Raw genomic sequence first — 25,543 nt, 5'->3', positions numbered from 1 at the left:
CCGCGGGTTCCGGCGGCGCACCACCCCGGGCACCCGCGCGCGCCGCCGCCGGGCGCGCGGGAGTTAACGGCCATTGCGGTGCCCCACCCCGGGGGGGGGGGGGGGGGCCCGGGCCCCCGACGCCGGTCGAGCGGGCCGGTCGGCTAGGCGGCGGAGACGCCGAGGAAGGACAGGCCGGTGGTCGGCAGCGGCGTGAAGCCGGCCAGCTTCTGGTCGTTCCACGCGGTGGGCAGCTTGCGGTGCACCACCGGGTACAGCACGGCCTGCTCGGCGACCAGGTCGATGGCCTGGTTCCACAGCGCGGACCGGGCCGCCGGGTCCGCGCTCCGCGCGGCCCGGTCGAGCAGGTCGCGGACCTGCTGGTCCTCGGGCGAACCCGCCCAGCGGAAGCGCTTGGTGCTCCACACGCCCGCGCCGTAGAACCAGCGCAGCAGCAGGTCGACGTCGTTGCCGAACACCGACGGGTCGCCGGGCGCCGCCATCACGCCGAAGTCGCCCGCGTCGACCTTCTTGTACTGGCCGGAGGAGTCGCCGATGTCCAGCGTGGTCCTCACGCCGACCGCGTCCCAGCTCTCCTTGATCAGCGGCGCGATGTCGTTGACCCAGCCGGTGTTGGTGGTCAGCAGGGTGACGGCCAGTCCGCCCGCCCCGGCCTCCGCGAGCAGCGCCCTGGCCTTCTCCGGGTCGTGCCCGTAGACGGTGGCGGCCTTGTGGTAGTCGGGGTGGCTGGGCTGCAGGTAGGAGGTGGAGGGGATGCCGTTGCCGTACATCGCGGTGGCGACGATCTTCTCCACGTCCAGCGCGTAGTGCAGCGCCTGCCGGACCCGCTTGTCGTCGAACGGCTTGCGGGCGAAGTTGAACATCAGGAACAGGTTGCCGAAGCTCTCCACCGACCGGGTGACGGCCTTGCCCTTCAGCCCGGCCACGTCGACGTACGGCACGTCCTCGATCGCCTGCACCCGGCCCGACACCAGCGAGGACACCCGCGCGGTCGGGTCCGAGGTCAGCCGCCACACCATCGCCGCGGCCTTCGCCGGGCGCGGCCCGTTGTAGGCGTCGTGCCGCTGGAAGGCGATCTTGTCCTGCCGGGTCGCCTCGACCACCTTGTACGGGCCCGAGCCGGTCGGCTTGGCGTCGAACGCCTTCTGGTCCGCCTCGACGATCTTCTTCGGGACGACCTTCACCACCGAGATCCGGCTCGCGAACAGCGGGAACGCGTACTTCAGCCCGAACTCCACGGTGTTCGCGTCCACCGCCGTCACCTTGTCCAGGAACGGCAGGAACTGCACGATCAGCGAGGAGTTCGCCGGGTCGAGGACCCGGGCGAAGGAGAACACCACGTCCTCGGCGGTGACCGGCGAGCCGTCGTGGAAGGTCGCACCGGAGCGCAGCTGCGCCCGCCAGGTGGTGTCGTCGACCTGCTGCGGCATCGCGGTGGCGAGCGCCGCGTACGGCTGCCGGGTGGCCGGGTCGAGGTCGACCAGGCCCTCGAAGACGTGCAGGTTGGCGGCGACCGGGGTGGCGCCCGAGGAGGTCATCGGGTCGAAGCCGGTGGACAGCGCGTAGGAGATGCCGGCCTCGATGGTGCCGTCGCTCCCCCCGGCGGCGCCGCCGGCGGAGCCCGCCGCGGTGGAGGACGGGCCGCCGCAGGCGGCGACCGAGCCGGCGATCGCGGTGGCGGCGCCGAGCGCGCCGACCAGCCGCAGGAAGCCGCGGCGGTCGACCGCCGCGGCCGTGCGCGGCACTGCGGACTCCTGGGCTGCGGGGGACTCCTGGGACATCCGTTCCAGCACGGGAACTCCTTGTGGGGGAAGGCGGAGTGAGGGGGTGTCAGCACGCGGACCGGTCGGGCGGGCCGCGCGGGGTGCCGGGGTCGGAGGCCCGGACGGTGAGGCAGAAGAGTGGCAGTTCATCCGTCGTCAGACGTCTGATGTCTGCTGTTAGGGTGTGAACGTAGCCGCCACCGCAGGGGAGGGTCAAGGGATGACGACCACCGCAGGTTCACGATTCGGCAACGGACCCGAACGGCGCTCCGGCCCGCCGACCTGGGCATTCCGCCCCGGGCCCGCGCCCGCCCGGCCCTCGGTGGTCGAGCAGATCAAGGCGCTGATCCTGCACCACCGCCTCCGCCCCGGCGACCCGCTGCCCAGCGAGGCCGAACTCTGCGAGACCTTCGGCGCCGGGCGCTCCAGCGTCCGCGAGGCGATCAAGGTGCTGGACGCGCTCGACATCGTCCAGGTCCGGCACGGCCACGGCACCTTCGTCGGCCGGCTCAGCCTCTCCGCCCTGGTGGAGAGCCTGAGCTTCCGCGGCCTGCTCAGCCCCGACGACGACTTCCGGGTGCTCGCCGACCTGGTCGACGTCCGGGAGCTGTTCGAACGCGCCATGGCGGGCCGGATCATCGACGCCCTGCTGCCCGTCCACCTGGAGCAACTCGCCGAACTGGTGGGCGAGATGGAGCTCCAGCTGCAGCACGGCCGGGACATCGTGGCGGCCGACCGGAGCTTCCACGCGCTGCTGCTGCAACCCCTGGCCAACGAGCTGGTCGCCCAACTCTCCTCGGCCTGCTGGGAGGTGCACGCCGTGGTCGCCCCGCACCTGAACATCGTCACCGCGCAGGACGAGGCCGACACCGTCGAGGCCCACCGCGCCATGGTCGAGGCGCTGCGGATCGGTGACCCGCACCGCTTCACCGAGGCCGTCCGGCGGCACTACGTCCCGGTCCGCCGCCGGATCGCCGCCGCCCGCGCGGAGGGGGTCGCCGCCCGGGTGGGGGGCGTCGTGGAGGGTGCCACCGCCCGGGATCGGGCCGCTTCCTCGGGTCGACAGACATCTGATGTCTGACCTACGATCCGGGGGCTTCCACCCCCGCGCCCCCACGGAGACACCCGTGCCGCTGACCGACCTCACCCTCGACGAGTGCCTCGCCTACCGCCCCCACCTCCCCGAACCCGCCGACCTGGACGCCTTCTGGCGGCGCACCCTCGCCGAGGCCGGCCCCGCCGTCGAACGCCCCGCCCTCACCCCCGTCCCCAGCGGCCTCACCCTGGTCGACACCTACGACCTCACCGTCCCCGGCTTCGGCGGCCACCCCGTCCACGGCCGCCTCCACCTCCCCGCCCGAGCGGACGGCCCGCTCGGCTGCGTCGTCGAGTACCTCGGCTACGGCCGCGGCACCGGACTCCCGCACGAGAACCTCACCTACGCCTGCGCCGGCTACGCCCACCTGGTCATGGACACCCGCGGCCAGGGCTGGTCCGCCGCCCCCGGCCGCACCCACGACCCCGCGCCCCAACGCGCGGGCACCGTCCCCGGGTTCCTCACCCGCGGCCTCGACCACCCCGACGACCACTACTACCGCCGGGTCTACACCGACGCCGTCCGCTTCCTGGCCGCCGCCCGCACCCTCCCGCAGGTCGACCCCGCCCGGATCGCCGCCACCGGCATCAGCCAGGGCGGCGGCATCGCCCTCGCTGCGGCGGCGCTCACCGACGGCCCGCTCGCCGGCGTCCTGCCCGACGTCCCGTTCCTGTGCGACTTCCCGCGCGGCGTCCGCACCGCCTCCCGGCCCCCGTTCACCGAGATCGCCGAGTACCTGCGCCTGCACCGCGACCGCACCACCAGCGCCTTCGCCACCCTCGCCTACTTCGACGCCGCCCTGCTCGCCGGCCGGGTCCGGGCCCCCGCCCTGTTCTCCATCGCCATGATGGACCCGATCTGCCCGCCCTCCGGCCCGTTCGCCGCCTACCACGCCCACCCCGGCGAAAAGGCCCTCCGCGTCTACGAGTTCAACGGCCACGAGGGCGGCGGCGAAGTCCACCTGGCCGCCAAGCTCGCCTGGCTGCGCGAACGGATCGGCTGACGGCACCGAACGAGGCACCCGCCACCCGCACGCACGGGGGCGACGACGGGGGCGGGTGCCGGGAGCTGTCGGTCCGTCAGCCGGTCCTCACCGTGCACGCGGTGCCGTTCAGGGTGAACGCGGTCGGTGCCGTGTTGGCCGCGCTCCAGCTGCCGTTGAAGCCGAAGGAGGTCGAACTCCCGGGGGCGATGGCCTTGTTGTAGCCCGCGTCGGTGACGGTGACCTGTGCGCCGCTCTGGGTGACGCTGCCGTTCCAGAGCGAGGTGACGGTCTGCCCGCTCGGGAAGGCCCACTTCACCGTCCAGCCGTTGACCGCCGCGGTGCCCTTGTTCGCGACCGTCACGTTGGCGCCGAAGCCGCCGCCCCACTGGCTGCTCACCGCGTAGGTGATCTCGCAGGAGGAGGAGCCACCGGGGGAGGACGAAGCCGAAGCCGAAGCCGAGGGCGAGGGCGAGGACGAGGTCGAAGCGGACGGGGAGGGGGACGGGGACGGCGAGTTGGAGGCCGAGGCGCTCGTGCTCGGGGAGGGCGAGGCGCCGCCCGCGACGTCGCCGTACAGGATGCCGCGGCCGTTGGTGCCGACGTACACCCGGCCGTAGATCCGCGGGTCGCCGGTGATCGCGCCGCCGGTCCAACCCCACTGGTGCGCGTCGTCGTTGATCCGGACCCAGCTCGCGCCCGCGTCGTCCGAGCGGAACAGGCCGCGCACGCCGCCGATCTTCGCGGAGGTGTACATCGCCGGGTAGCTCTTGCCGGGGGCGGCCTTGCCGAAGCCGATGTTGTCGGCCTGGTCGACGCCCGCCTGCTTGCCGAAGGTCGCGCCGCCGTCGGTCGAGTGCCAGAGGCCGTACGAGGTGGTGGCGGTGCCGCCGGCCAGCCAGACGTCGCCCTTCACGCCCGGGACGGCCTTGAAGCGGACCGACTCGGTGGGCAGGCCGCCGGCCTTCGCGGTGAAGGTGGCACCCGCGTCGGTGGACACGTAGAAGGTGCCGCCGGACCAGCCGTAGAAGGTCTTCGGGTCGACCCGGTCGGCCTGCACGCCCGCGCCCGCCGGGAGGCCGGCGGCCGCCGTCCAGGAGCTGCCCGTCCCGGCCGAGCGGTACACGCCGGTGCCCTTCGGGCTCCACACCGTGGCCGAGCCGTCGGCCGCGATCGCGACCTGCCCGCCGCCGGTCACCCCGGCCGGCTCGGCCGAGGCCGCGAACCAGTTGGCGCCGCCGTCCGTCGAGTAGCCGATGTGCTTCTCGGTCGAGCCCGACGCCGTCTCGCCGACCCGCACCATGGTGGCGGGCGCGGCCTGCGCGAAGTCCATCGAGGTGCCGGAGGTCAGGTTCGGCTGCGAGAAGATCTTCGCCGGGACCTTCGTCGGGTCGTCGTGCCGGAACCCGCCGAGGTCGCCCAGCGAGCTGAGCAGCGGCGCGCCGGTCGGCGGCGAGACCAGGTCGTTGACCGCGGTCTCCTCCAGCCCCTTGACCACGGGGGCGATCGAGACCTTGGCGCCCTTGTCGAAGTCGGTCAGGTTCGAGGAGCCGTACAGCGTCGCGCCGGTGCCGTACATCATCCGGTTCGAGTCGAACGGGTCGATCTCCAGCGACTCGGTCATCCAGCCGAGCTTCGGCGACTCCTCCGGCGCGGACACGTTCGCGTGGAAGGTCAGCCACGGCACCGAGGAGATGTCGATCGAATACCGGTCGGCCCGGGTCGGGTACCCGTTGTACGACCAGAACGGCTTCCAGGTCGCGCCCGAGTCGGTCGACCGCCAGATCTGGGTGTCCGGCCACCACGAGCTGTAGCCCGTCACCATCAGCACGTTCGGGTGCTCGCGGTCGATCGTCAGACCCGAGTAGCCGAAGAAGTTGTTGCCGCCGTCCGAGGACGGCACCGGGCTGACGTTCGTCCAACTCCCGGTGCCCGTCGCGTACTTCCACACGTCGCCGTGCGCGCCGTCGTACGGGCCGCCGGTGTCCGAGTACGAGACGAACAGGTTGCCGCCGGACGCGTCCAGCACCGCCTTGTGCGGGACGAAGCCGGTCGGCTGCCCGCCGATCCGGGTCCAGGTCGAACCGCCGTCGTCCGAGCGGTAGACGCTGTTCTGCTTGTCCGCGACGCCGACGTACATCGTCTTCGTCACGCCGTTGACGGTGCCGCCGCCCTGGTCGAACACCTCCCACAGCACGCCCAGCGGGTCGCTCTGGTAGCCCGAGCTGTCGGACGGGTCCGGCGCGTACGTGCCGGTCACCGGGAAAGCGCTTACCTGCGACCAGGTCACGCCGTAGTCGGCGCTCCGCCACAGGCCCTTGCCGCTCGGGGCGCCGAACCAGAGCACCGCGCTGTTGTTCGGGTCGATGGTCAGCCGCTCGCCCATGCCCCGGCCCGGCATGTTCCCGCCGACCTTGAACGGCAGGGTGGTGCGCTGCCACGTCCGACCCTGGTCGGCGGAGCGCAGGATCGCCCCGTTCGCCGGGTCCCAGCTGTTGGTGTACGTGCCCGCCGCCAGGTACACCCGGTTCGGGTTCTTCGCGTCGGTGGCCACACTGGCCACCCCGGTCAGCCCCCAGTCGTCCCAGCCCAGCGAGTCCAGCAGCGGAATCCACTGCTTGGTCGCCGGGTCCTGCCGGTACGCGCCGCCGATGTCCGTCCGGGCGTACACCAGCCCCTGCTGCCCCTGGTTGAAGACGATCCCCGGAACGAACCCGCCGCCACCGATCTGCGCGTTGCTCCAGCTGTACGGCTGCGACGCGACGGCCGGCGCGGCCACCGACTCCGCCGCACTGGCGCTCAGCTGGGGCAGCACGACGCTCGCGGCACAGGCCGCCAGGGCAGCCGCGGCGGCCACCGCCGCCAGCACCGGCCGACGCCGCCGCTCCGGCGGCCGCGCCGCGACCCGGCGCTCGAAGGGCACAGGGGACATGGGGACTCTCCTAGCTCACAGGTGGGGAGCACCAGCTAGCGGGCGCTCCCCGCCGAGCGACAACGAACACGTTCGACAACCCGGGAACCCCCAGCTCAAGCCCCGAAAGCCGATGAAACTTACACCCCGCCCACCCCCCGTTCGACCGCCATTCGACAGTCCGCCGCCCCGGCGTCCGCGCCGCCTTCCCGGTCGCACTCGACGGCTGCCCGCCGAGCGACAGCGAGAGGTGCGGCCCGGACAACCCCGCCCCCTGCAATCCTGTTTTCGGCCCGTGGGGGGAGAGAGGAACTTCATGGACTGGGAGCAGCGCGCCGCCGCCCTGGCGGGACGCGTCACCGACCCGGACTCGCGGTGGCGCGACGCCGTGGCGGGTCTCCCCCGGCACACGCTCGTCCCGAACCGGTGGGAGCAGGGCCCCGAGGGCCGGACGCTGCGCCGTGGTCGAGGGCGGCCTGCCGCTGTACGGGTGCGACGCCGCGGTGAGCCCGGACGGCACGATCCACCTGTCGCGCGGACGGTGGGCAGCCGCACTCACCTGATCGGCGACCTGGGGCGGAGTACCGGGCCTGTCCCGCCCGGGCGCCCGCTGCAGCGCTTCCCGTCAGTCCTGGCCGTACGCGAAACGCCCCGCCCGGGACCTCTCCGGCGGGACGTTTCCGCTGTTCGAAGGGCATGTGCAGAAGGAGTGTCAAGGGTGCGGGGTCCATTCCCGGGCCCCTGAACGCCCACGCGGGTGCCTGCCTCCCGACTGTCAGCAGGACTCGCGGACGACCAGGTGGGTCGGCAGGACCACGGAGCGGGACGGGGACGGGTCGCGGAGGAGTTCGACGGCGCGGGCGCCCAGGTCCTCGACGGGTTGGCGGACGGTGGTGAGGCCCGGGCGGGCGGTCGCGGCGGCGGGGGAGTCGTCGAAGCCGATGACGGCGACGTCCTCGGGAACCCGGCGGCCGAGCCGTCTGAGGGCGCGGAGGGCGCCGACCGCCATCGCGTCGGAGGCGGCGAACACCGCGTCCACGTCCGGGTGCTGGCCCAGGAGCTTGAGCATCGCGTGCTCGCCCGAACGCGACCCGAAGTCGCCGTAGGCGACCGCGCAGCGGGTCGGGTCGGCGTGGTCCGCGAGGGCCCGCCGGTACCCGGCCAGCCGGTCCGCGCCCGCGGCGGTGTCGGGCGGGCCCGCGATGGTGGCGATCCGGCGCCGCCCGGCCCGGTGCAGCAGGTGGACGGCGGCCCGGGCCCCGCTCAGGTTGTCGGCGTCCACGTGCGCGAGCCGCTGGGGCTGCGGCGGCCGTCCGAGCGAGACCACCGGTACGCCCGCGGCCTGCAGCAGGCCGGGCAGTGCCGGGTCGCCCCAGCGTCCGACCAGCAGCACCCCGTCGACGTGCCCGCCGCACAGGTAGCGCACCAGGGACGGCCGGGCCGGTCCGGGGCCGGCCGTGAGCACCACCAGTTCCCGGTCCGGGGCGAAGCGTTGGGCGCCCGCGAGGAGCCGGACGGGGAACGGGTCGGCATGGAAGCGCAGCACGTCGGCGAAGGCCACCACGGCGATCGCCCCGGTGTCGCGGGCGGCCGCGGCGGGGGCCCGGCGGCGCACGTAGCGGAGTTCGCGGGCGGCGCACTCGACCCGCGCGGCAATCTCGGCGGAGACCGGCGCGGAGCGGTTCAGCACCCGGGACGCGGTGGCGCTGGAGACGCCCGCGCGGGCGGCTACCTGGGCGAGCGTCGGTCCGGGCGCGGACTCCGCCGACTCGCCGGACGCGGGCGCGTGGACGGCCCCGGGAACGGGCGCCGGGACGGAGGCGGACGCGGGCACGTGGACGGGACCGCCGGGCTCTCGGGCGGTGCCGCTCGGGTGGGGGAGCGGGTGAACGGGCAACGCGGTCGCCCTTCCTGGCGCGGGGTGGGGGAGGCCGTGGCCACCCGCCCGGGGCCGTCGGCTCCCGCACCGTAGGTGCGTCGTCGGTGGACCGTCAAGGGGCGCGACGGCACGGATTTCCCGGCCGACCCGAACCGTCCGCCACCGTCCTTGCGGGCGGCGGAGGTTGGCGCAAGCACCGCTGACGGGCCGTCGGACGGCCCCGCCCCGGCCGACCGGAGGCCGCCGCCGTACGGAAGCCGCGCCGGAGCCCTGCCGGAGGCCGCGCCGGAGCCGTACCAGCGCGGTGCCAGGGCGGTGCCAGCGCCGTGCGGGTGCCGCCCGCGAGCCTGGGGCGGTCGGGGACGCCGGCGGGCGGTCCGCCCCCGGTGCCGGAGCCCCGCGCACCCCTGTCGTCCCCGACCGCCTGGAGGCCGTCCCGTGACAACCCCCGTACTCCCGCCCCGCCGCTGGTGGGCGCTCGGCGCCCTGGTCCTGAGCGTGCTGGTGGTCGGCCTGGACGGCACGATCGTCAATGTCGCCCTGCCCACCCTGGCCGGTGAGTTGGGCGCCGACAGCGGCCAACTCCTGTGGATCGGCGGCGGTTACCTGCTCGCGTTCAGCGTGGCGATGCTCCCCGTCGGCCGGATCGGCGACCGCCGCGGCCACCGCAGGCTGCTGCTCGCCGGGCTCGCCCTGTTCGGACTGGCCTCGCTGGCCGGGGCGTTCGTCGACAGCCCCGGCGCGGTGATCGCGGTCCGGGCGGTGCTCGGCCTCGGGGCCGCACTGATCATGCCGATCTCGATGGCCCTGCTGCCGCGGATCTTCCCCGCCGGGGAACTCTCCCGGGCGCTCGCCGTCTGGACCGCGGCCGCGGCCCTCGGCATGCCCGCCGGGCCGGTGATCGGCGGCTGGCTGCTCGACCACTTCTGGTGGGGCTCGGTGTTCCTGTTCAACGTCCCCGTGGTGGCGCTCGCCCTGCTCGCCGCCGGCCTGCTGCTGCCCGCCGACCCGACGCCCGCCGACCGGGCCGCCGACCGGCCCGCCGCCGAACTCGCCGCCCCCGCCGCCCCGTTCGACCTCCGGGGCACGGTGCTGAGCACGGTCGGCATCACCGCGCTGGTGCACGGCGCGATCCTGGTGCCCACCGAGGGCTGGGGCGATCCCGTCGTGCTGCTCACCCTGGGCGCCGGGGCGGTCCTGCTCGCGGTCTTCGTCCGGCAGCAGCGCCGCACCCCCGGCGCGCTGGTGGACCTGCGGCTGTTCGCCGACCGCGGCTTCGCCTGGGGCACCCTGACCGCGGTCTTCGGCAACTTCACGATCATGGGCATCCTGTTCTTGGTGCCGCAGTACCTGGAGTCGGTGCAGGGCTTCGACGCGTTCGGCACCGGCCTGCGGGTGCTCCCGCTGATCGGCGGGCTGATGCTGTCCGCCGCCGCCGGGGAGGCCCTGCTGCCCCGGCTCGGCGCCCGGACGGTGGTGCCGGCCGGCCTGCTGGTGCTGGCCGCCGGCGTGCTGCTCGGCGCGGACGCCGGGCCCGGCACCGGCTACGGGTACACGGCGCTCTGGCTGTCCGTCGTCGGCGTCGGCTTCGGCCTGGCGATCGTGCCGTCCACCGGCCTGGTGCTCGCCACCCTGCCCAAGGACGACGCCGGGGCGGGCACCAGCGTGCTGGAGACCCTCCAGCAGGTCGGCGGCGTCCTCGGCGTGGCCGGACTCGGCAGCATCCTCGGCGCGGGCTACCTGGCCCGGATCGACACCTCCGGCCTGCCCGCCCCGGCCGCCGCCGCGGCCCGCGACTCGATCGCCGCCGCGGACGCCCTCGCCCGCCAACTCCCCGACCCGGCCCTGCTGTCCTCCGCCCACAACGCCTTCGTCCACGGCATGAGCACCGTCCTCACCGTCTGCGGCGCGATCGCCGTCCTGGCCGCCGCCCTCGCCGCGCTCTTCCTCCCGAGCCGCCCGAAGCCCGACCGAGCCGCCGCCGTCGAACCCGAGCACCCGGCAGAGGCGTTGATCTGATGCCGCATCGGTTGCCGCAGGAGCCCGCTGGCCCGCGGGGCGGGGCAGCGATGCGCAGGGGTGGGCACCCACCTGCGGCAGCGACCTGATGCCGCGTCAATTCCGTTGGGGAAAAGGGGTATCCGGGCGCGCGGGTCAGGGCAGCAGCGCGTACGGGTGGGCGCCGTAGGGGGCCGCGTGGCCCCGCTCGTACGCGGCGGCGAAGGCCGCCGGGCCGAGGGCGGCGGTGGCGGCGGTGGCCGCCCGGGCCGCCTCCGGGGTGGAGGTGGCCGGGTGGCCGCGCAATCCGCTTGCCGCGCCGAGGAGTTCGGCGGCCCGGACCGGTTCGTCGCGGGCGGCGCAGAGCGCGGCCAGGCCCTCCGCGACGGTCGCCAGGACGGCGCGGTCGGTGATCCGGTGCTCGCGCACCGCGGACAGCGCCCGGCCGTGCCGGTCGTCCGCCGCGGCCAGGTCGCCGCCCTGTTCGGCGAGCACGCCGAGCCCGCTGTGGGCCAGGGCCGTCAGGCGGCGCCGGTCGGCCCGGTCCGGCATGGCGGCGAGGAGGTCCAGGGCCCGCCGCAGCTCCTCGCACGATCCCGCCGGATCGCCCGTCCGCCGGGCCAGTTCGGCCAGGGCCAGCCGGGCGGCGACGGCGTTCGCGGGCTCGCCGAGGCGTTCGGCCTCCGCCACCGCGCGCCGCAGGTCCGCCCGGCCGCCGTCCGAGTCGCCCGCCTCGATCCGGGCCCGGCCCAACTGCACCAGCAGCAGGGCGCACTGCTCCAGCCCGGCCCCGGCGGTCGCCGCGCCGTACGCCTCCTCGCCGAGCCGGACGGCCTCCCGGCCGTCGCCCCGGAGCAGGGCCAGTTCCAACAGCCCGCCGATCGCCGCGTTCCGCCCCCACCGCTCGCCCAGCAGGCCGAACTCCCGGTAGCCGGAGTCGAGACGACCGGCCGCCTGCTCCCACCGCCCGTCCGCCAGGTCGAGTCGGCCGAGCCCGGTGCGGGCCGCCGCCCGCACCCACGGGTCCTCGTGCCCGGCCAGCGCCAGCAGCCCGCGCCGGGCGGCCGCCGCCTCGCCCAGCAGCAGCGCACAGGCCGGGCCCGCGAGCAACAGCGCCGGGTGGCGCGGCCGTTCGGGCACGCACGCCAGCGCTTCCGCCACCGCCCGCCGCACCGCGTCCCCGCCACTGTCCCCGCCACTGTCCCCGACACCGTCCCCGGTGCCGTCCTCGCTCAGCGCGGGCACCAGCACCGCCAGGAACGTGCACAGCGCGTAGGCGTCCTCCTGGCCCGCCGGGGCCCGTCCGTCGACGAGCCGGTGCACCGCGACCGCCCAGCCGCCCGCCTCGGTCGCGTGGTCGCCGAGCAGCCAGAACCAGACCAGCGCCCCCAGCAGGCGCAGCGCCGCGACCCGGTCGCCGCACTCGACCAGGTGCCCCAACGCCGCGCCCAGGTTGCCGCGTTCGGCCTCCAGTCGGGCCGCCCAGCGCAGCTGGTCCCGGCGGCGCAGCTCGGGCTCGGCCCGCTCGGCGAGGGCGAGGAACGCGGCGGCGTGCGCGTCCCGGACCCGTCGCGTCTCGCCGGACTCCGCCAACTTCTCGGCCGCGTAGGCCCGGACGGTCTCCAGCAGCTGGTACCGCACCCCGCCGTCACCCGCGCCGGCGCCGTCGCCCGCGCCCGCGCCGCCGCCCGCGCCGCCTCCACCGGTGTCGCCGCTCCGGCCCGCGTCGTCGCCCTCCGTGCGGGACGCCGCCACCAGCGACTTGTCGATCAGCGCGGCGATGACGTCCACCACCTCGTCCGGGTCGACCCGGACTCCGCCGCCGTCCGGACCGGCATCGCCCTCACCACCCGACGCGCAGACCTGTTCGGCGAGTTCGGGCGTCGCGCCGCCCGCGAACACGGCGAGCCGGCGCAGCACCGCGCGCTCCGGGCCGGTCAGCAGCTCCCAGCTCCAGTCGACGACCGCCCGCAGGGTCCGGTGGCGGGGGAGCGCCGTCCGGTCGCCGCCGCGGCCGAGCAGGCGGAAGCGGTCGTCCAGGCGGGCCGCGATCTGCCGGAGCGTCAGCGCCCGGGTGCGGGCGGCCGCGAGTTCGATCGCCAGCGGAATGCCGTCCAGCGCACGGCAGATGGCCACCACCGGGCCGGTGGAGGCCGCGTCCAGCCGGAAGCCGGGGCGGACCGCGGCCGCCCGTTCGACGAACAGCCGGACCGCGCCGTGCGCCAGGGCCTCGTCCGGGCCCGGGGTTCCGTCCGCGGCGGGCAGCGGCAGCGAGGGCACCGGGCAGAGCGCCTCGCCGGTGACGCCGAGCGGCTCGCGGCTGGTGGCCAGCACCCGGACCTGCGGCGCCCCGGCCAGCACCCGGACCGTCAACTCGGCCACCGCGTCCAGCAGATGCTCGCAGTTGTCCAGGACGAGCAGCAGCCGCCGGTGCTCCAGCGCCTCCACCAGCCGTTCGGCGGCCGGTCGCAGCACGCCGCCCGGCTCGCCCGTCCGCAGCACCTCGGAGACCCCGACCGCGGCCAGCACCGCCTGCGGGACGTCCGCGCCCGCGCCGACGGCCGCCAGCGGCACCAGCCACACGCCGTCCGGGTGACGGTCCGCCGACTCGCGCCCGAGCTCCACCGCCAGCCGGGTCTTGCCCGCCCCGCCGGGCCCGGTCAGCGTCACCAGCCGTCCGGTGCGCAGCAGTTCGCCGACCGCCGCGCGCTCCTCCTCCCGCCCGACGAAACTGCTCAGCGCGTTCGGCAGGTTGCCGCGCCGGACGCCGGAAGGGCCTCCCGCCGGAGCCGTCACGGGTGCCAGCTCGCCGCGCAGGAGCGCGAGATGGAGCGCGGCCAGCTCCGCCGACGGGTCCGCGCCGAGGTGCTCGGCGAGCGCGCGGCGGGTGCGCTCGTACGCCGCCAGGGCGTCGGCCGGGCGGCCCGCCGCGGCCAGGGCGCGGACCAGCTGCCCGCGCAGCCGCTCGCGGAGCGGGTGCGCCGCCGCCAGTTCCTCCAACTCGGCGACCAGGTGCGGCCCTTCGCCGAGCGCCAGCTCGGCCTCGACCCGCTGCTCCACGGCCGTCAGCCGCAGCTCCTCCAACCGGCCGGCCGCACCGCCCGCGAAGGCGGCACCGGACACCTCGGCGAGCGCCGGGCCGCGCCACAGCGCGAGCGCCCGCCGCAGCACCCCCGCCCGCTCCGCCGGGTCGGCCGCCGCCCGGGCCGCCGCCAGCAGCCGCTCGAACTCCACCGCGTCGATCGCCTCCGGCGCCACCCCCAGCCGGTACCCGCCGCCCGCGACCGCCGCCACCAACTCCCGCCCGCCCAGCGCCCGCAGACGTGACACCAGGGTCTGCAGCGCATTGCCGGGCACGGCCGGCGGGTCCGCCCCCCACAGGTCCTCGACCAGCCGCTCCGCGGCGACCGGCCGCCCCTCGGCGAGCGCCAACCGCACCACCAGCGACCGCAGCCGCCCCCCACTCACCTCGACGGCCCGTCCCGCACCGTCCCGCAGTTCCAGCGGCCCGAGGATGCCGATCCGCACGTCACCCAACCTCCGCCCGCCATTCTGCCAGGCCCGCCCCGCTCTCGACGGCGCGTGCCCGGCCCGCCCTCAACGGGCTGCGGCCGCAAGGGACTCCACCACACTGCCGAGCACCCGGGACCTCGACCGCGTGCGGCGGCGCAGCCTGAGCAGGACCACGGCGGCGAGGACCGGTCGGCGGTCGGCTACCGGTCGGCTTTCGCCAGCGCCTCCTCGGCCTCGCTGTCGGCCCCGGTGGCCCGGTAGGCGGCCGCGGAGGCTTCGCGGGTGGCGTGCACCTGGTCGGCGGGATGTCCGGCGGCCAGGAGGGTGTCGGCGAGTTCGTCGAGCGCCTGGCCCTCCCGGTAGGAGTCGTTCAGCTCGCGGAAGACGGCGGTGGCGCGCTCGCCGGCTTCCACCGCCCGCTCGTACGTTCCCGTGCCGCGCCAACCGGTGCCGAGGTTGTTCCACGCCATGCCTTCGTGGTAGCGGTCGCCGAGGTCGTGGTGGATGTCGAGGGCGTGTCGGTGCGCCTGGAGGGCTTCGTCGAAGCGGCGCAGTTTTTGCAGGGCGATGCCGAGGTTGTTCCAGACGGTGCCCTCGATGCGGCGGTCGCCGAGGTCGTGGTGGATGTCGAGGGCGTGTCGGTGCGCCTGGAGGGCTTCGTCGAAGCGGCGCAGTTCGTGGAGGGTGAGGCCGAGGTTGTTCCAGGCGAGGCCCTCGCCGCGGCGGTCGCCGAGGTCGCGGCAGATGTCGAGGGCGCGTTGGTGGGCCTGGAGGGCTTCGTCGAAGCGGCGCAGCTCCTTGAGGGCGTTGCCCAGGTTGTTCCAGGCGAGGCCCTCGCCGCGGCGGTCGCCGAGGCCGCGGCAGATGTCGAGGCTCTGTTGGTGGGCGTGGTGGGCTTCGTCGAAGCGGCGCAGTTGGTGGAGGACGGTGCCGAGGTTGCTCCAGGCGCTGTTTTCACCGAGGCGGTCGCCGTGCGAGGTGGCCGTCTCGTGGGCGAGCACGGCGATGTCGAACGCGTCCTGCAGGTACCGGCGGGAGAGCAGGTAGTCCCGGAGGTAGTGCGCCAGTTCCATGGTCGTCTCGTGCCGGCCGGTGCTGTGGGCGTGCTGGACGGCGGCGAGGAGGTTGGCGCGTTCGGCGTCGAGCCACGCGAAGGCCGAATCCCGGTCGGGAAAACGTTTCCGGTCGCCGACGGTGGTGGGGTCGAAATGGATGTCGGCGGCCTGGGTGGTGCGGATGTAGTGCTGGTGGAGGCGGGTGAGGGCCAGGGCGCTCTGCGGGTGTCGGTCGGCCTGTTCGGTGGCGTAGGCGCGGACGAGGTCGTGCATGCGCCAGCGTCCGGTGTCGGGGTCCTCGCGGACGAGGCTGGCGTCGGCGAGGGCCTCCAGCCGTTTGCGGACGTCGCGGAGTTTGCTCACGCCGGTGAGGGCGGCGGCGGTCTCGGTGGACAGGTCGGCCCCGGGATGCACCCCGAGCGCGCGGAACAGTTCCGCGTGGGTGGGCGCCAGGCGCCGGTAGGAGCCGGCCAGGACGGTGCGCACCGCGGCGTCGCGGCCCTCCAGCACGTCCAGGCGTTCGGCGAGGTTCTCCAACTCCTCGGCGAGCTGGGCGGGTTTGAGGTTGCGGCCGAGTTGGGCGGCGGCGATGCGCAGGGCGAGCGGGAGGTGTCCGCAGAGTTCGGCGACGCGGGCGGAGCCGGCGGGGTCGGCGGTGATCCGTGCGTCGGCGGGGCGGACCACGCGCAGGGCGGCGTCCATCAGGGCGACGGCGCGTTCGGGGGTGAGGACGTCGAGGTCGAGGAGGCGGGCGCCGAGGTCGGGGGCGAGGTTGTCGCGGGAGGTGACCAGCATCCGGTGCGGGCCGTCCCCGGAAGGCAGCAGGTGGTCGACCTGTCCGCTGTCGGAGGCGTTGTCGGCCAGGACCAGGACGCGTTCGCCGGCCCGTGCGCGGGCGGCGAGTTGGGCGCGGTAGAGGGCGGCGCGCTGGTCGGTCTCCGGCGGGATCTGCTCGGCCTCGGTGCCCAGGTTGCGCAGCGCGGTGTCCAGGGCGCGGTCGGCGTCGACGGGCGTCTCGTCGTAGCCGTGCAGGTCCAGGAACAGCACACCCGTGAACAGTCCGCGCTTGAGCGCGGTGTGGGCGGCGGCCAGGGCGAGCGTGGTCTTGCCCATCCCGCCCATCCCCAGCACCGACGCCACCACCACCGCGTGCTCGACCCCGTTGTCGGAACCCGCGGCGGGGGCCAGGAAGCCGAGCAGCTCCTCCAGGTCCTCGTCCCGGCCGGTGAACCCGGGAGGAAGCGACCGGGGAGGGGCGAGGGGCTTCAACTCCGGCGCGGAGGGCGCATGTTGATGGACCTCGCCGATCCACATCGCCGCCACCGACTGCTGCCCGCTCGCGTCGAGCTCGGCCCGCTGCACCCCGCCGGGCAGAGGCGGCGGGGCGTAGGGCCCCGGCGGACTGGTCGGGCCGCCCTGCGCGACCGGCCCGCCCTGCGCGACCGGCCCGTCCTGCGTGCCCTGTGCGGCGGTCCGCTGCAGCGACAGCAGCCGTTCGTCCGGCAGGCCCAGGGCCTCGGCCAGGGCGGCGACGGTCGCGGCGCTCGGGACTCTCCCGCCGTCCTGGAGGGCCTCGTGGACGGTGGTGCCGCTCAGCCGGGCACGGACGGCGAGTTGGTCCTCCGTCAGCCGCCTGCGGGCCGACTCGTCCTTCAACAGCCCGCGCAGTTCGGTGAGCGCCGCCGCCCCGCCGTTGCCGCCGTTCTCCCCGCCCACCTGAACCCCTGACCTGCTGCACACCCGCACACCCGCATGCTCGACGGTGTTCATCTTCGTTCATCCTCGCCCGGTCGGACCACGGGGGACACCGTTTCGGGATCTTCGGCCACGTCCGCGTTCCCGTTTCGCTTGCCCGGCCGCCGCCGTCGCGGGTGCGATCGGCTCAGCTCCGCCGAACCCGGCCGCCTTCCTCCGCCTCCGCCGCCGCCTCCTCTGCGGGCAGGTGGCGGAAGGCGGTCGGGGTGCGGCCGTGGTGGGTGCGGAAGGTGCGGGTGAGGTGGGGGTGGTCGGTGAAGCCCGCGGCGGCGGCGATCTCGTGGACGGGGAGGTCGGTGCGGCGCAGCAGGTGGCCGGCGGTGGCGACGCGGACGCGGGTCAGTTCGGCCTGGAAGGTGGTGCCGGCGGCGGTGAGGGCGCGCTGCAGGGTGCGGGGGGAGAGGCCGAGTTCGGTGGCGGCGCGGGCCAGGCGCCACGGCGCGGTCGGGTCGAGGGCGATGCGGGCGCGCAGTTCGCCGACCAGCGGGCGGACGGGTGCCGGGCCGGGCGGCGGGGCGTCCCAGCGCAGGCGCCAGCCGGTCAGCGGCGGAGCGGCGGAGCCGGTGGGCGGCAGGGCCCGGCCGTCGGCGGTGAGCAGGCGGACGTCCGGGGTGCGGCCGGTGACGGCGGTGACCGCGGCCAGATGGATCGCGCAGACGAACAGGCTCTCGGCGGGCCGCGGACGGTGCCCCAGGTGCCCGAGGTGGCGGACCGTCAGTTCACCCGGCCGCAGCACCTCCCGGGTGGTGTGCCCGATGTACAGCCACGGTTCGGCGAGCCGGGCCCGGGCCAGCAGGTCGGGGACGTCGGCGGCGGCCACCAGCGAACGCAGCAGCGGATCGCGCGGCCGGGAGAACAGCCGCTCCCCGGCCGCGCGGACGGTGGGCCAGCCGTGCCGGTGCAGAAGCGCCAGCAGTTCGCGGTGCACCTGCTCCGGGACGGGGCCGCCCGCGGCGAGCAGACGCCGGGCGAGCACCACCGGGGACGGCTCCGCGCCGGACGGCGGAAGGGCGTGCAGCACCGCGCCGGTCAGCTCCGGGTGCACGGTCCGCCCGCCGGACGGGGAGGAAGCAGCCGCAGACATGGCGCGATCGTACAAGCGGGGCGTGCCCGGCCGCTCCAGGGTGGCGGGCATGGAACTGAACGGTAAGCGGGTGCTGGTCACCGGCGGGACGAGCGGGATCGGCGACGCCCTGGCCGGGGCCTTGACGGCGGTCGGCGCGCGGGTGGTGACCTGCGGACGGCGGAACGTGCCCGGAGTGCCCGAACCGGCCGACGGGGCAGGGGAGTTCGGGACGGCGGGACGAGTCGCGGTGGTCGCCGACCTCGCGGTGGCGGGCGAAGCCGCGCGGGTGGTGCGACTGGCGGCCGCACACCTCGGCGGGCTCGACGTGGTGGTCGCCAATGCCGGGGTGCAGCACCTGCTGCCGCTGACCGGCGGCCCCGACGCCGCAGTACTGGCCCGGGCCGGGCAGGAGATCGACGTCAACTTCCGCTCCGTGGTGGAACTCGCCGCCGCGAGCTGGCCGCACCTCGCGGCGGCGGGCGGACCGGCCGCCTTCGTCGCGGTGACGTCCGGACTGGCGTACGCGCCCAAACGCACCGCGCCCGTCTACTGCGCCACCAAGGCGGCCGTGCACGTCCTCGCGCAGTCGCTGCGCTACCAGGCGGAGCGGGAGACGCCCGCGGTACGGGTGCAGGAGATGGTGATGCCGCTGGTCGACACCGCGATGACGGCGGACCGGGAGGGCGCGGTCCGCAAACTGTCACCCGCCGACGCCGCCCGGGCCGTCCTCCGAGGCATCGAACGCGGCCGCCCGGTCGTCCCGATCGGCGCCTCCCGCGCCCTGCTCGCCCTGCTGCGCGTCCACCCGCCCCTCGCGCACCGGGTGCTCCGGGACGGGTGACCGGCAGGGGCGGGGGCAGGGCGAGGAGAGAGGGGAGAAGCGGGGCGGAGGAGGGGAAGGAGGAAGCGGGAGGACGGGCAGGCGGGTGACGGGTCGTCAGGGTGGGGCTCACCCGCGCGGGCGGTTCGGGTCGACGGTCGCGGGGCGGGGCGGAAAGGTGGTGGGGAGGGTCGAGCGGAGAGGGGCGCGGCGGTGGACGGGCGCGGCGAGCAGCGGGACCCGGGGGAGACCCTGCGCCGTACCGTCCGGCAGTTGCGCGAGCAGCAGCGCGAGTCCGCCCCGGCCGACGCGCCGGCACCGCCGAAGACGTCCGCGCCGCCGGAGCCGCCCCAGGACCCGGAGGACGACCTGCGCCGACTGCTGGACGCCCTGCCCCAGGCCGCCGTGCTCGCGGAGCCGGTGCGGGACAGGACGGGCGCGCTCCGCGACCTGGCCGTCCTGGTCGTCAACGAGGCCGCCGCCCGGCACCCGCACCACCCCGACCGGGTCGGGGCCGACGGCGGATGCTCGCTCCGGGAGGCGTACCCGGGCCTGTGGAGCGAAGCGTTCGCGGACCTGGCGGCCGAGGTGCTCCGCACCGGCCTCGCGGCCCGGGCCGTCCCGGTGCGCCGGGAAGTGGCGGCCTCCGACGACAGCGGCGCCCGGGGCGGTCGGGAAGGGGGCAACCGGGAGCGCGGCAGCCAGGAACAGGGCGACCTGGAAGAGAGCGTTCGAGAGTGGGGCGATCGGGAACGGGGTGACCGGCAACAGAGCGTTCGGGAGCAGGACAGCCAGGAGCGGGACGGCCGGGCCCAGGGGCGCCAGGAACAGCCCAGCCGTGAGCGGGTGACCGCGCACCGGCTGGGGCGCCGTCTGCTGCTGGTGTGGGCCGACGACCGGGCCGAGGAGTTGGCCCGGGCCGCGCAGCGGATCGCTCGGGTGGGCTGGGTCGAGTGGAGCGTGCGGGACGGGCGGCTGGAGGTCTCGCCGGGGCTGGCCGTACTGCTCGGGCTGGAGCCGGACGTGTCGACGGTTCCGGTCGGGCGGGCTCTCGGGCGGATCACCGAGACCGGTCGGCCCGCGCTGTACCGGGCCCTGGACCGGCTGCTCAGCACCGGTGAGGACATCGACCTGCTGGTCGAGACGTACGGCGACGGGCGGCGGCGGCGCATCCGGCTGGTCGGGGAGGCGGTCCGGGAGGGCGGCGGACCGGTCGAGGGTCTGCGGGCCGTGCTGCAGGACGTCACCGAACTCGCCGAGAGCCGACGGCTGTTGCGGGCCCAGGAGGCGGAGACGGAGCGGCAGGCCCGGCGGGCCGATGCCGAGCACCGGGTGGTCCAGCGCTTGCAGGACGCCCTGCAGCCGCGCTCCGCCGCCCTCGACGGGCTCGGCGTCAGTACCGCCGTCGCCTACCGCCCGGCCGAGGCGCAGGTCGGCGGCGACTGGTTCAAGGTGCGTCAACTCCCGGACGGGCAGGTGCTGTTGGCGGTCGGCGACGCGCGCGGCCACGGGCTGGACGCGGTCGCGCTGATGTCGATGCTGCGGCACGCGCTGGCCGGGCTGGCGTTCACCGGGGGGCTGGTGGAGTCGCTCGGCGGCTGGCTGAACCGGATCGCCTACGACGAGGGCGACGAGGCCACCGCCACCGCGATCGTCTCCCGCTACTACCCCGACCGGCGCCTGCTGCGCTGGATCTGCGCCGGCCACCCCCCGCCGGTGCTGCTTCGGGACGGCCGCGCCACCGTCCTGACCCCCGACACCGGGCCGCCGTTCGGCGTGCTGCCGGACATCGGCTACGGCGCGGTCGAGACGCGGGTCCGCCCCGGCGACACCGTGCTGCTGTACACCGACGGCCTGGTCGAGCGCCGCGACCAGGACATCGACGACCGGCTGGACGCGCTCCGCGCCACCGTCGAACGGCTCGCCGCCGAGGACTCCTCCACCGGCCCCGACCTGCAGGAACTCGTGGACGCCGTGGTCTGGGAGATGTCCGGCCCGCTCTCCGAGGACGACGCGACGCTGCTGGCCTTCCGCTTCGACCGCTGACGCGGCAGAGGCGTCCGGCGGGGATCAGAGGTAGAGCGCGGCCAGGCCGGGCAGACGGCGGGTCATCTCGTCGTCGTCGTCGAAGTCGAACTCCTCGCCCATCTCCTCCGCCGGGACGGCCCGCGCGACGGGGTCGAGGCCCAGCGCGGCCCGCTGCCGCCGGTACTCCTCGTGGTACCGGTCGTGGTCGCCGTCGCCGGTGCGGCGCCGGAACGCCTGCGAGGCCGCGTAGTTGACGTCCTCGTAGAACAGCTCCTCGGCCTCGTCCGGGCTCCCGCCCGTCGCGTACGGGTGCTCGGCCAGCGCGTCCGGCGCGGCGAGGACCCGCCCGTACCAGGCCCGGCCCTCGGCGATCACGCCCGCCCGGAAGTCCATGAAGGCGTCGTCCGAGCAGCCGCCGCCGATCAGGTACGCCGCCGCCCACACGTCCCAGCGGTACAGCGCCCGGTGCGCCTCGTCGAACCGGACGTCGAAGGCGGCGATCTCCGCCTCCGGCCGGACCGCCAACAGGGCCACCAGCGCCTCGTCGAACGGCGTGCCGCCGTCGCTCGCGGCCCGCGCGGCCTCGACCACCTGCCAGAACTCCTCGATGTCCATGCCGTCACTGTGCCGCACCGGTACGACAGCACCGGTACGGCAGCAGTGGACGGGTACGGCGGGGCAGCTACGGCGGTCGGACGGTGACGGCCCGTCAGGGGTGCGGGACGACCGCGACCGGGGCCTGCGCGTGGTGGATCACCGCGTGGGTGACGCCGCCCAGCCGGGTACCCAGCGGCATCGGGCGGGTCCGGCGGCCGACCACCACCAGGTCCGACTTGGCCGAGGCCTCGACCAGCGCCGCCGCGCCGCCCCCGGTCCGGACGTCCTCCAGCACCAGCGTCCGCGGGTACTTCTCCCGCCACGGGGCGACCGCCTCGGCGACCATCGTCTCCGCCAGCGAACCCAGCTCGGTCCGCTCCGTCTCCACCGGGACCCACCCCGCGTAGCCGTACACCGGCGGCAGCTCCCAGCCGTGCACCACCCGCACCCGGGCACCGCGCAGCTGCGCCGCCTCGAACGCGAACTCCAGGACCGCGTCCGCCGGTTCGAGCGCGTCGAAGCCGACCGTGACCTCCGGCTCGTGCGACTCGGGCTCCGGCCGGCCCTCCCGGACCAGCACCACCGGACTGGTCGAGCGGCCCGCCACGCCGAGGCTCACCGAGCCCACCAGCAGCCCGTGGAACCCGCCCAGGCCGCGGGTGCCGATCACCAGCAGCTGACCCTGCCCGGCCGTCTCCACCAGACCGTCGATCGCCGCGTCCGGCACCAGCTCGGAACCCACCTCCAGGCCCGGGTAGGCGGCCGTCAGCTCCTGGGCGACCTCGTCCAGCATGCTGCGGGCGCCCGCCTCCAGGTCGTCGAGGGCCACCAGGTCGTTCGCCTTCCGCCCGAGGAACGGCCGGGCGTGCAGCAGCCGCAGCGGCGCTTCCCGCCGGCCCGCCTCCTGGGCGGCCCAGTGCGCGGCGGCCCGGCTGCGGACGGACGCGTCGACTGCGGCGAGAACGGGACGAGTCATGGCAGTGCCTTCCCTGTGCGAATCCCCGCGGGCCTCGGTCGCCCGCACCGGGGGTCGCCGCCCACTCTCCTCCCGCCCCTCGCCCGGGTACCAGGGCCGCCGGACCCGGCCGGGGAGGGCCGTTGGTCCCGGCCCGGAACACCGGGCGCGGGAGCATCCTGGAGGAGGGAGGCCCGGCCGTCCCGGTCCGCCGCCGACCCTCCGCCGATTCCCCACGGGAGGTGACCGAGATGACCACCGAACACGCCCCCGCGACCACCCCCGGGGCCGCCCCCGAAGCCGGTTCCGCCGCCGGTTCCGCGCCCGCCCCCGCGACGGCGCTCGCGCAGCGCTTCGCCGACCGCCTCGCCGACCTCGGGCTCAGCGAGGCGCAGGCCGCCGCGAAAGCCGGCATGTCGACCGCCTACCTGCACCGGGTCCTGGAACTCGACCGCGCCTTCGACCCGCCCGCGCTGCTGCGGCTGGCCGCCGTCCTCGGCCTGGAGTACCGGGAACTGGTGACCGGACACCCCGCCGACCGGACCGGCCCCCCGGCCGGCCGCACCGCGGGCCGCGCCACCGACCGGGCCACCGACCGGGCCACCGACCGCGCCGCGGGCCCGGCGGGAGACCCCACGAACGCCCCCGTGGCGGCCGGACCGCCCGTGCTCGGCGAGCTGACCACCGACGAGTGCTGGCAGCGCCTGGGCAGCAACGGCCTCGGCCGGATCGCCCGCAACGGCCCCGACGGCCCCCTGGTGCGCCCCGTCGGCTACCTCGTGCACGACCGCACCGTGCTCTACCGCACCGACGCGGACGGCCCGCTCGCGCCCCGCGCCGACGACGGCACCCCGTCCCGCACCGTCGCGTTCGAGGTGGACCGCGCCGACCGGGACCTCGACCAGGGCTGGAGCGTCCTGCTGGTCGGCCCGCTGGAGTACGTCACCGAGCCCGCGCTGCTCGCCGAACTGCCGCAACCCCCGGCCCACGGCCGCTGGGTCCGGCTGACCCCGGCCACCGTCACCGGGCGCAGCATCCGGTCCGGCAGGCGCTGAACGGCCCGGCCCGGCACGGCTCCGCCCGGGGCGACCACGGGGTGACCACGGGGCTGCCACGTGGCGGCGCCGGGCCGGGCCGCCTCTCGGGGAAGTGACGGCCGGGCCCGGCGGCCACCGTGCGGACGGACCCGGCGATCCGTCGCGTGGCCCCCGCGCACCCGACGGTTCCGTCCCGCCCACACGGGGACGACCTCCGCCGGTCGGAGCCGGCGTTCCCGCCGTGCCTCCCGGTCCGCGGGGGGAGCCCCCGTGCCGACCACGCTATGCGGCCCGCCCGGCGCCGAGTTGGCGCTCCGTCGACAGCGGTCAGGCAATCCGTGCACCGGGCGCCCGGCGTCGGGGGCGGGCATCCGGGACGATCCGTTCCGGCGCGGGCGACGAATGACCCGGGAGGGGGTGACGGGGGTACGCGGAGGAGGTCGTGGCGTGCGATGTCTGGTGACCGGGGCGACCGGGTACCTGGGCGGCCGGCTGGTGCCGGAACTGCTGGCGTCCGGGCACCGGGTGCGCTGCCTGGCCCGCGACCCGGCCCGGCTGCGGGACCACCCCTGGCGGGCGTCCGTCGAGGCCGTCCGCGGCGACGTGACCCGCCCCGACAGCCTGGACGGGGCCTTCGAGGACGTGGACGTGGCCTACTACCTGGTCCACTCGCTCGGCGGAGCCGACTTCGAGACCGTCGACCGGGACGCCGCCCGCGCCTTCGGACGGGCCGCCGCCGCGGCCGGCGTCCGGCGGATCGTCTACCTCGGCGGCCTCGTCCCGCCCGACGTCCCGGAAGGCGCGCTCTCCCCGCACCTGCGCTCCCGGGTCGCCACCGGACGGGCACTGCGCGAGGGCGGCACCCCCGTCACCGAACTGCGGGCCGCCGTGGTGATCGGCTCCGGCTCCGCCTCCTTCGAGATGCTGCGCCACCTCACCGAGCGACTGCCCGTCATGGTCACCCCGCGCTGGGTCGACACCCGCATCCAGCCGATCGCCGTCCGTGACGTGCTGCGCCTGCTGGTCGCCGCCGCCACCCTGCCCGACACCCCCGCCACCGACCGGGCCTTCGACATCGGCGGGCCCGAGGTGCTCACCTACCGCGCCATGATGCAGCGCTACGCCCGGCTGGCCGGCCTGCACCGGCGGCTGCTCCTCGCCGTGCCGGTGCTCACCCCCGGGCTGTCCTCGCACTGGGTCGGCCTGGTCACCCCCGTGCCGAGCGGCCTGGCCCGGCCGCTGGTCGAGTCGCTGCGGTACGAAGTGGTCTGCTCCGAACAGGACTTGAAGCAGTGGGTGCCCGACCCGCCGGGCGGCCCGATCGGCTTCGACGACGCCGTCTCGCTCGCGCTGCGCCGGGTCCGCGACGACGAGGTGGCCACCCGCTGGTCCTCCGCCGCACTGCCCGGCGCGCCCAGCGACCCGCTGCCCACCGACCCCGACTGGGCCGGCGGCAGCCTCTACCGGGACGTCCGCGAACGCCGGGTCGACGCGCCACCGCAGGCGCTGTGGCGAGTGGTCGAGGGCATCGGCGGCACCAACGGCTGGTACTCCTTCCCGCTGGCCTGGGCCGTTCGCGGCGCCCTCGACCGGGTGGCCGGCGGGGTCGGACTGCGCCGCGGCCGCCGCTCGCCGGGACGGCTCCGGGTCGGCGACTCGCTCGACTTCTGGCGGGTCGAGGAGATCGAACCGGGCCGGCTGCTGCGACTGCGCGCCGAGATGCGGCTGCCCGGCCTGGCCTGGCTGGAACTCACCGTCACCCCCGACGGCACCGGTTCCCGCTACCGGCAGCGCGCCCTGTTCCACCCGCACGGCCTGGCCGGGCAGCTCTACTGGTGGTCGGTGGCCCCGTTCCACGCGATCGTCTTCGGCGGCATGGCCCGCAACATCGCGGCCCGCGCGGAGCAGGGCGGTTGATCCATTCCGTGCGGCGGGCCGGAAAGCGCTTTCCGGCCCGCCGCCCGTGCTGAGGAGGGCAGTTGATGCGCTCGACTGACGGGTTGGAATGCGCTTTCCCGCTGCCTCCCCGCACGGAGCAGCGCGGCTGACCTTCTCTGCGCGGCGGTCCGGAATGCGCTTTCCCGGCGC

At 75.9% G+C, this 25,543-nt stretch carries 15 protein-coding genes; 7 read left to right on the top strand and 8 right to left on the bottom strand.

All coding sequences use genetic code 11. From position 1 onward, the window contains the following. Window positions 1–143: 143 nt before the first annotated feature. Window positions 144–1,781, bottom strand: coding sequence for an ABC transporter substrate-binding protein (locus tag ACIQBJ_RS03830; RefSeq protein WP_400703489.1), 1,638 nt, complete (start codon window positions 1,779–1,781; stop codon window positions 144–146). 202 nt (window positions 1,782–1,983) lie between these two features. Here ACIQBJ_RS03830 and ACIQBJ_RS03825 point away from each other — a divergent pair, with 202 nt between their 5' ends. Together ACIQBJ_RS03825 and ACIQBJ_RS03820 are read left to right on the top strand one after the other, a co-directional pair. Next, window positions 1,984–2,844, top strand: coding sequence for a FadR/GntR family transcriptional regulator (locus ACIQBJ_RS03825; protein ID WP_400702902.1), 861 nt, complete (start codon window positions 1,984–1,986; stop codon window positions 2,842–2,844). Between the two features lie 46 nt (window positions 2,845–2,890). Next, window positions 2,891–3,862, top strand: coding sequence for an acetylxylan esterase (locus tag ACIQBJ_RS03820; protein ID WP_400702899.1), 972 nt, complete (start codon window positions 2,891–2,893; stop codon window positions 3,860–3,862). 76 nt (window positions 3,863–3,938) lie between these two features. Here ACIQBJ_RS03820 and ACIQBJ_RS03815 read toward each other — a convergent pair whose 3' ends face one another. Both ACIQBJ_RS03815 and ACIQBJ_RS03810 read right to left on the bottom strand, forming a co-directional pair. Then, on the bottom strand, window positions 3,939–6,773 hold the full coding sequence (locus ACIQBJ_RS03815; RefSeq protein ID WP_400702896.1) for a cellulose binding domain-containing protein: 2,835 nt from the start codon (window positions 6,771–6,773) through the stop codon (window positions 3,939–3,941). Window positions 6,774–7,527: 754 nt separating this feature from the next. Next, on the bottom strand, window positions 7,528–8,586 hold the full coding sequence (locus tag ACIQBJ_RS03810; RefSeq protein WP_400702893.1) for a LacI family DNA-binding transcriptional regulator: 1,059 nt from the start codon (window positions 8,584–8,586) through the stop codon (window positions 7,528–7,530). A 483-nt stretch (window positions 8,587–9,069) separates the two neighbouring features. Here ACIQBJ_RS03810 and ACIQBJ_RS03805 point away from each other — a divergent pair, with 483 nt between their 5' ends. After that, complete coding sequence (locus tag ACIQBJ_RS03805) at window positions 9,070–10,650, top strand: MFS transporter (RefSeq protein ID WP_400702890.1); 1,581 nt, start codon at window positions 9,070–9,072, stop codon at window positions 10,648–10,650. Window positions 10,651–10,785: 135 nt separating this feature from the next. Here the strand turns inward: ACIQBJ_RS03805 and ACIQBJ_RS03800 are convergent, their stop codons facing one another. The 3 genes from ACIQBJ_RS03800 to ACIQBJ_RS03790 all read right to left on the bottom strand — a co-directional run bounded on the left by ACIQBJ_RS03800 (window position 10,786) and on the right by ACIQBJ_RS03790 (window position 18,036). Beyond that, entirely contained in the window at window positions 10,786–14,157 is a 3,372-nt protein-coding gene (locus tag ACIQBJ_RS03800; RefSeq protein ID WP_400702887.1) for an AfsR/SARP family transcriptional regulator, read from the bottom strand. A 185-nt stretch (window positions 14,158–14,342) separates the two neighbouring features. After that, the gene (locus ACIQBJ_RS03795) at window positions 14,343–16,913 is read right to left on the bottom strand and encodes an ATP-binding protein (protein ID WP_400702884.1); all 2,571 of its coding nucleotides are present in this window, start codon (window positions 16,911–16,913) and stop codon (window positions 14,343–14,345) included. A gap of 166 nt (window positions 16,914–17,079) precedes the next feature. Beyond that, a complete protein-coding gene (locus ACIQBJ_RS03790) occupies window positions 17,080–18,036 on the bottom strand; it encodes a helix-turn-helix transcriptional regulator (protein WP_400702881.1) in 957 nt (318 codons plus the stop codon). A gap of 49 nt (window positions 18,037–18,085) precedes the next feature. On the opposite strand from ACIQBJ_RS03790, the gene ACIQBJ_RS03785 reads away from it, so the two are divergent. Continuing rightward, the gene (locus tag ACIQBJ_RS03785) at window positions 18,086–18,859 is read left to right on the top strand and encodes an SDR family NAD(P)-dependent oxidoreductase (protein WP_400702878.1); all 774 of its coding nucleotides are present in this window, start codon (window positions 18,086–18,088) and stop codon (window positions 18,857–18,859) included. A 192-nt stretch (window positions 18,860–19,051) separates the two neighbouring features. Then, window positions 19,052–20,884 carry a SpoIIE family protein phosphatase gene (locus ACIQBJ_RS03780; protein ID WP_400702875.1) on the top strand — a complete coding sequence of 611 codons (1,833 nt, stop codon included), beginning with the start codon at window positions 19,052–19,054 and terminating at the stop codon, window positions 20,882–20,884. Window positions 20,885–20,908: 24 nt separating this feature from the next. Here the strand turns inward: ACIQBJ_RS03780 and ACIQBJ_RS03775 are convergent, their stop codons facing one another. Next, a complete protein-coding gene (locus ACIQBJ_RS03775; RefSeq protein ID WP_400702873.1) occupies window positions 20,909–21,481 on the bottom strand; it encodes a DUF4240 domain-containing protein in 573 nt (190 codons plus the stop codon). A gap of 94 nt (window positions 21,482–21,575) precedes the next feature. Next, the gene (locus ACIQBJ_RS03770; RefSeq protein ID WP_400702870.1) at window positions 21,576–22,439 is read right to left on the bottom strand and encodes a universal stress protein; all 864 of its coding nucleotides are present in this window, start codon (window positions 22,437–22,439) and stop codon (window positions 21,576–21,578) included. 230 nt (window positions 22,440–22,669) lie between these two features. Here ACIQBJ_RS03770 and ACIQBJ_RS03765 point away from each other — a divergent pair, with 230 nt between their 5' ends. Then, window positions 22,670–23,473: a pyridoxamine 5'-phosphate oxidase family protein gene (locus tag ACIQBJ_RS03765; RefSeq protein WP_400702867.1), complete on the top strand. Its 804-nt coding sequence runs from the start codon at window positions 22,670–22,672 to the stop codon at window positions 23,471–23,473. Between the two features lie 384 nt (window positions 23,474–23,857). Further along, window positions 23,858–25,372 (top strand): SDR family oxidoreductase, encoded by a 1,515-nt coding sequence (locus ACIQBJ_RS03760; RefSeq protein WP_400702864.1) that lies wholly within the window; start codon window positions 23,858–23,860, stop codon window positions 25,370–25,372. The last annotated feature ends 171 nt before the right edge of the window (window positions 25,373–25,543 follow it).

Origin of the sequence: Kitasatospora sp. NPDC088391, assembly GCF_044753345.1 — a bacterium.
Taxonomy (GTDB): Bacteria; Actinomycetota; Actinomycetes; order Streptomycetales; family Streptomycetaceae; genus Kitasatospora.
Note: the sequence above shows the minus strand (reverse complement) of the source record. Positions and strands in the feature narration are given on the sequence as shown.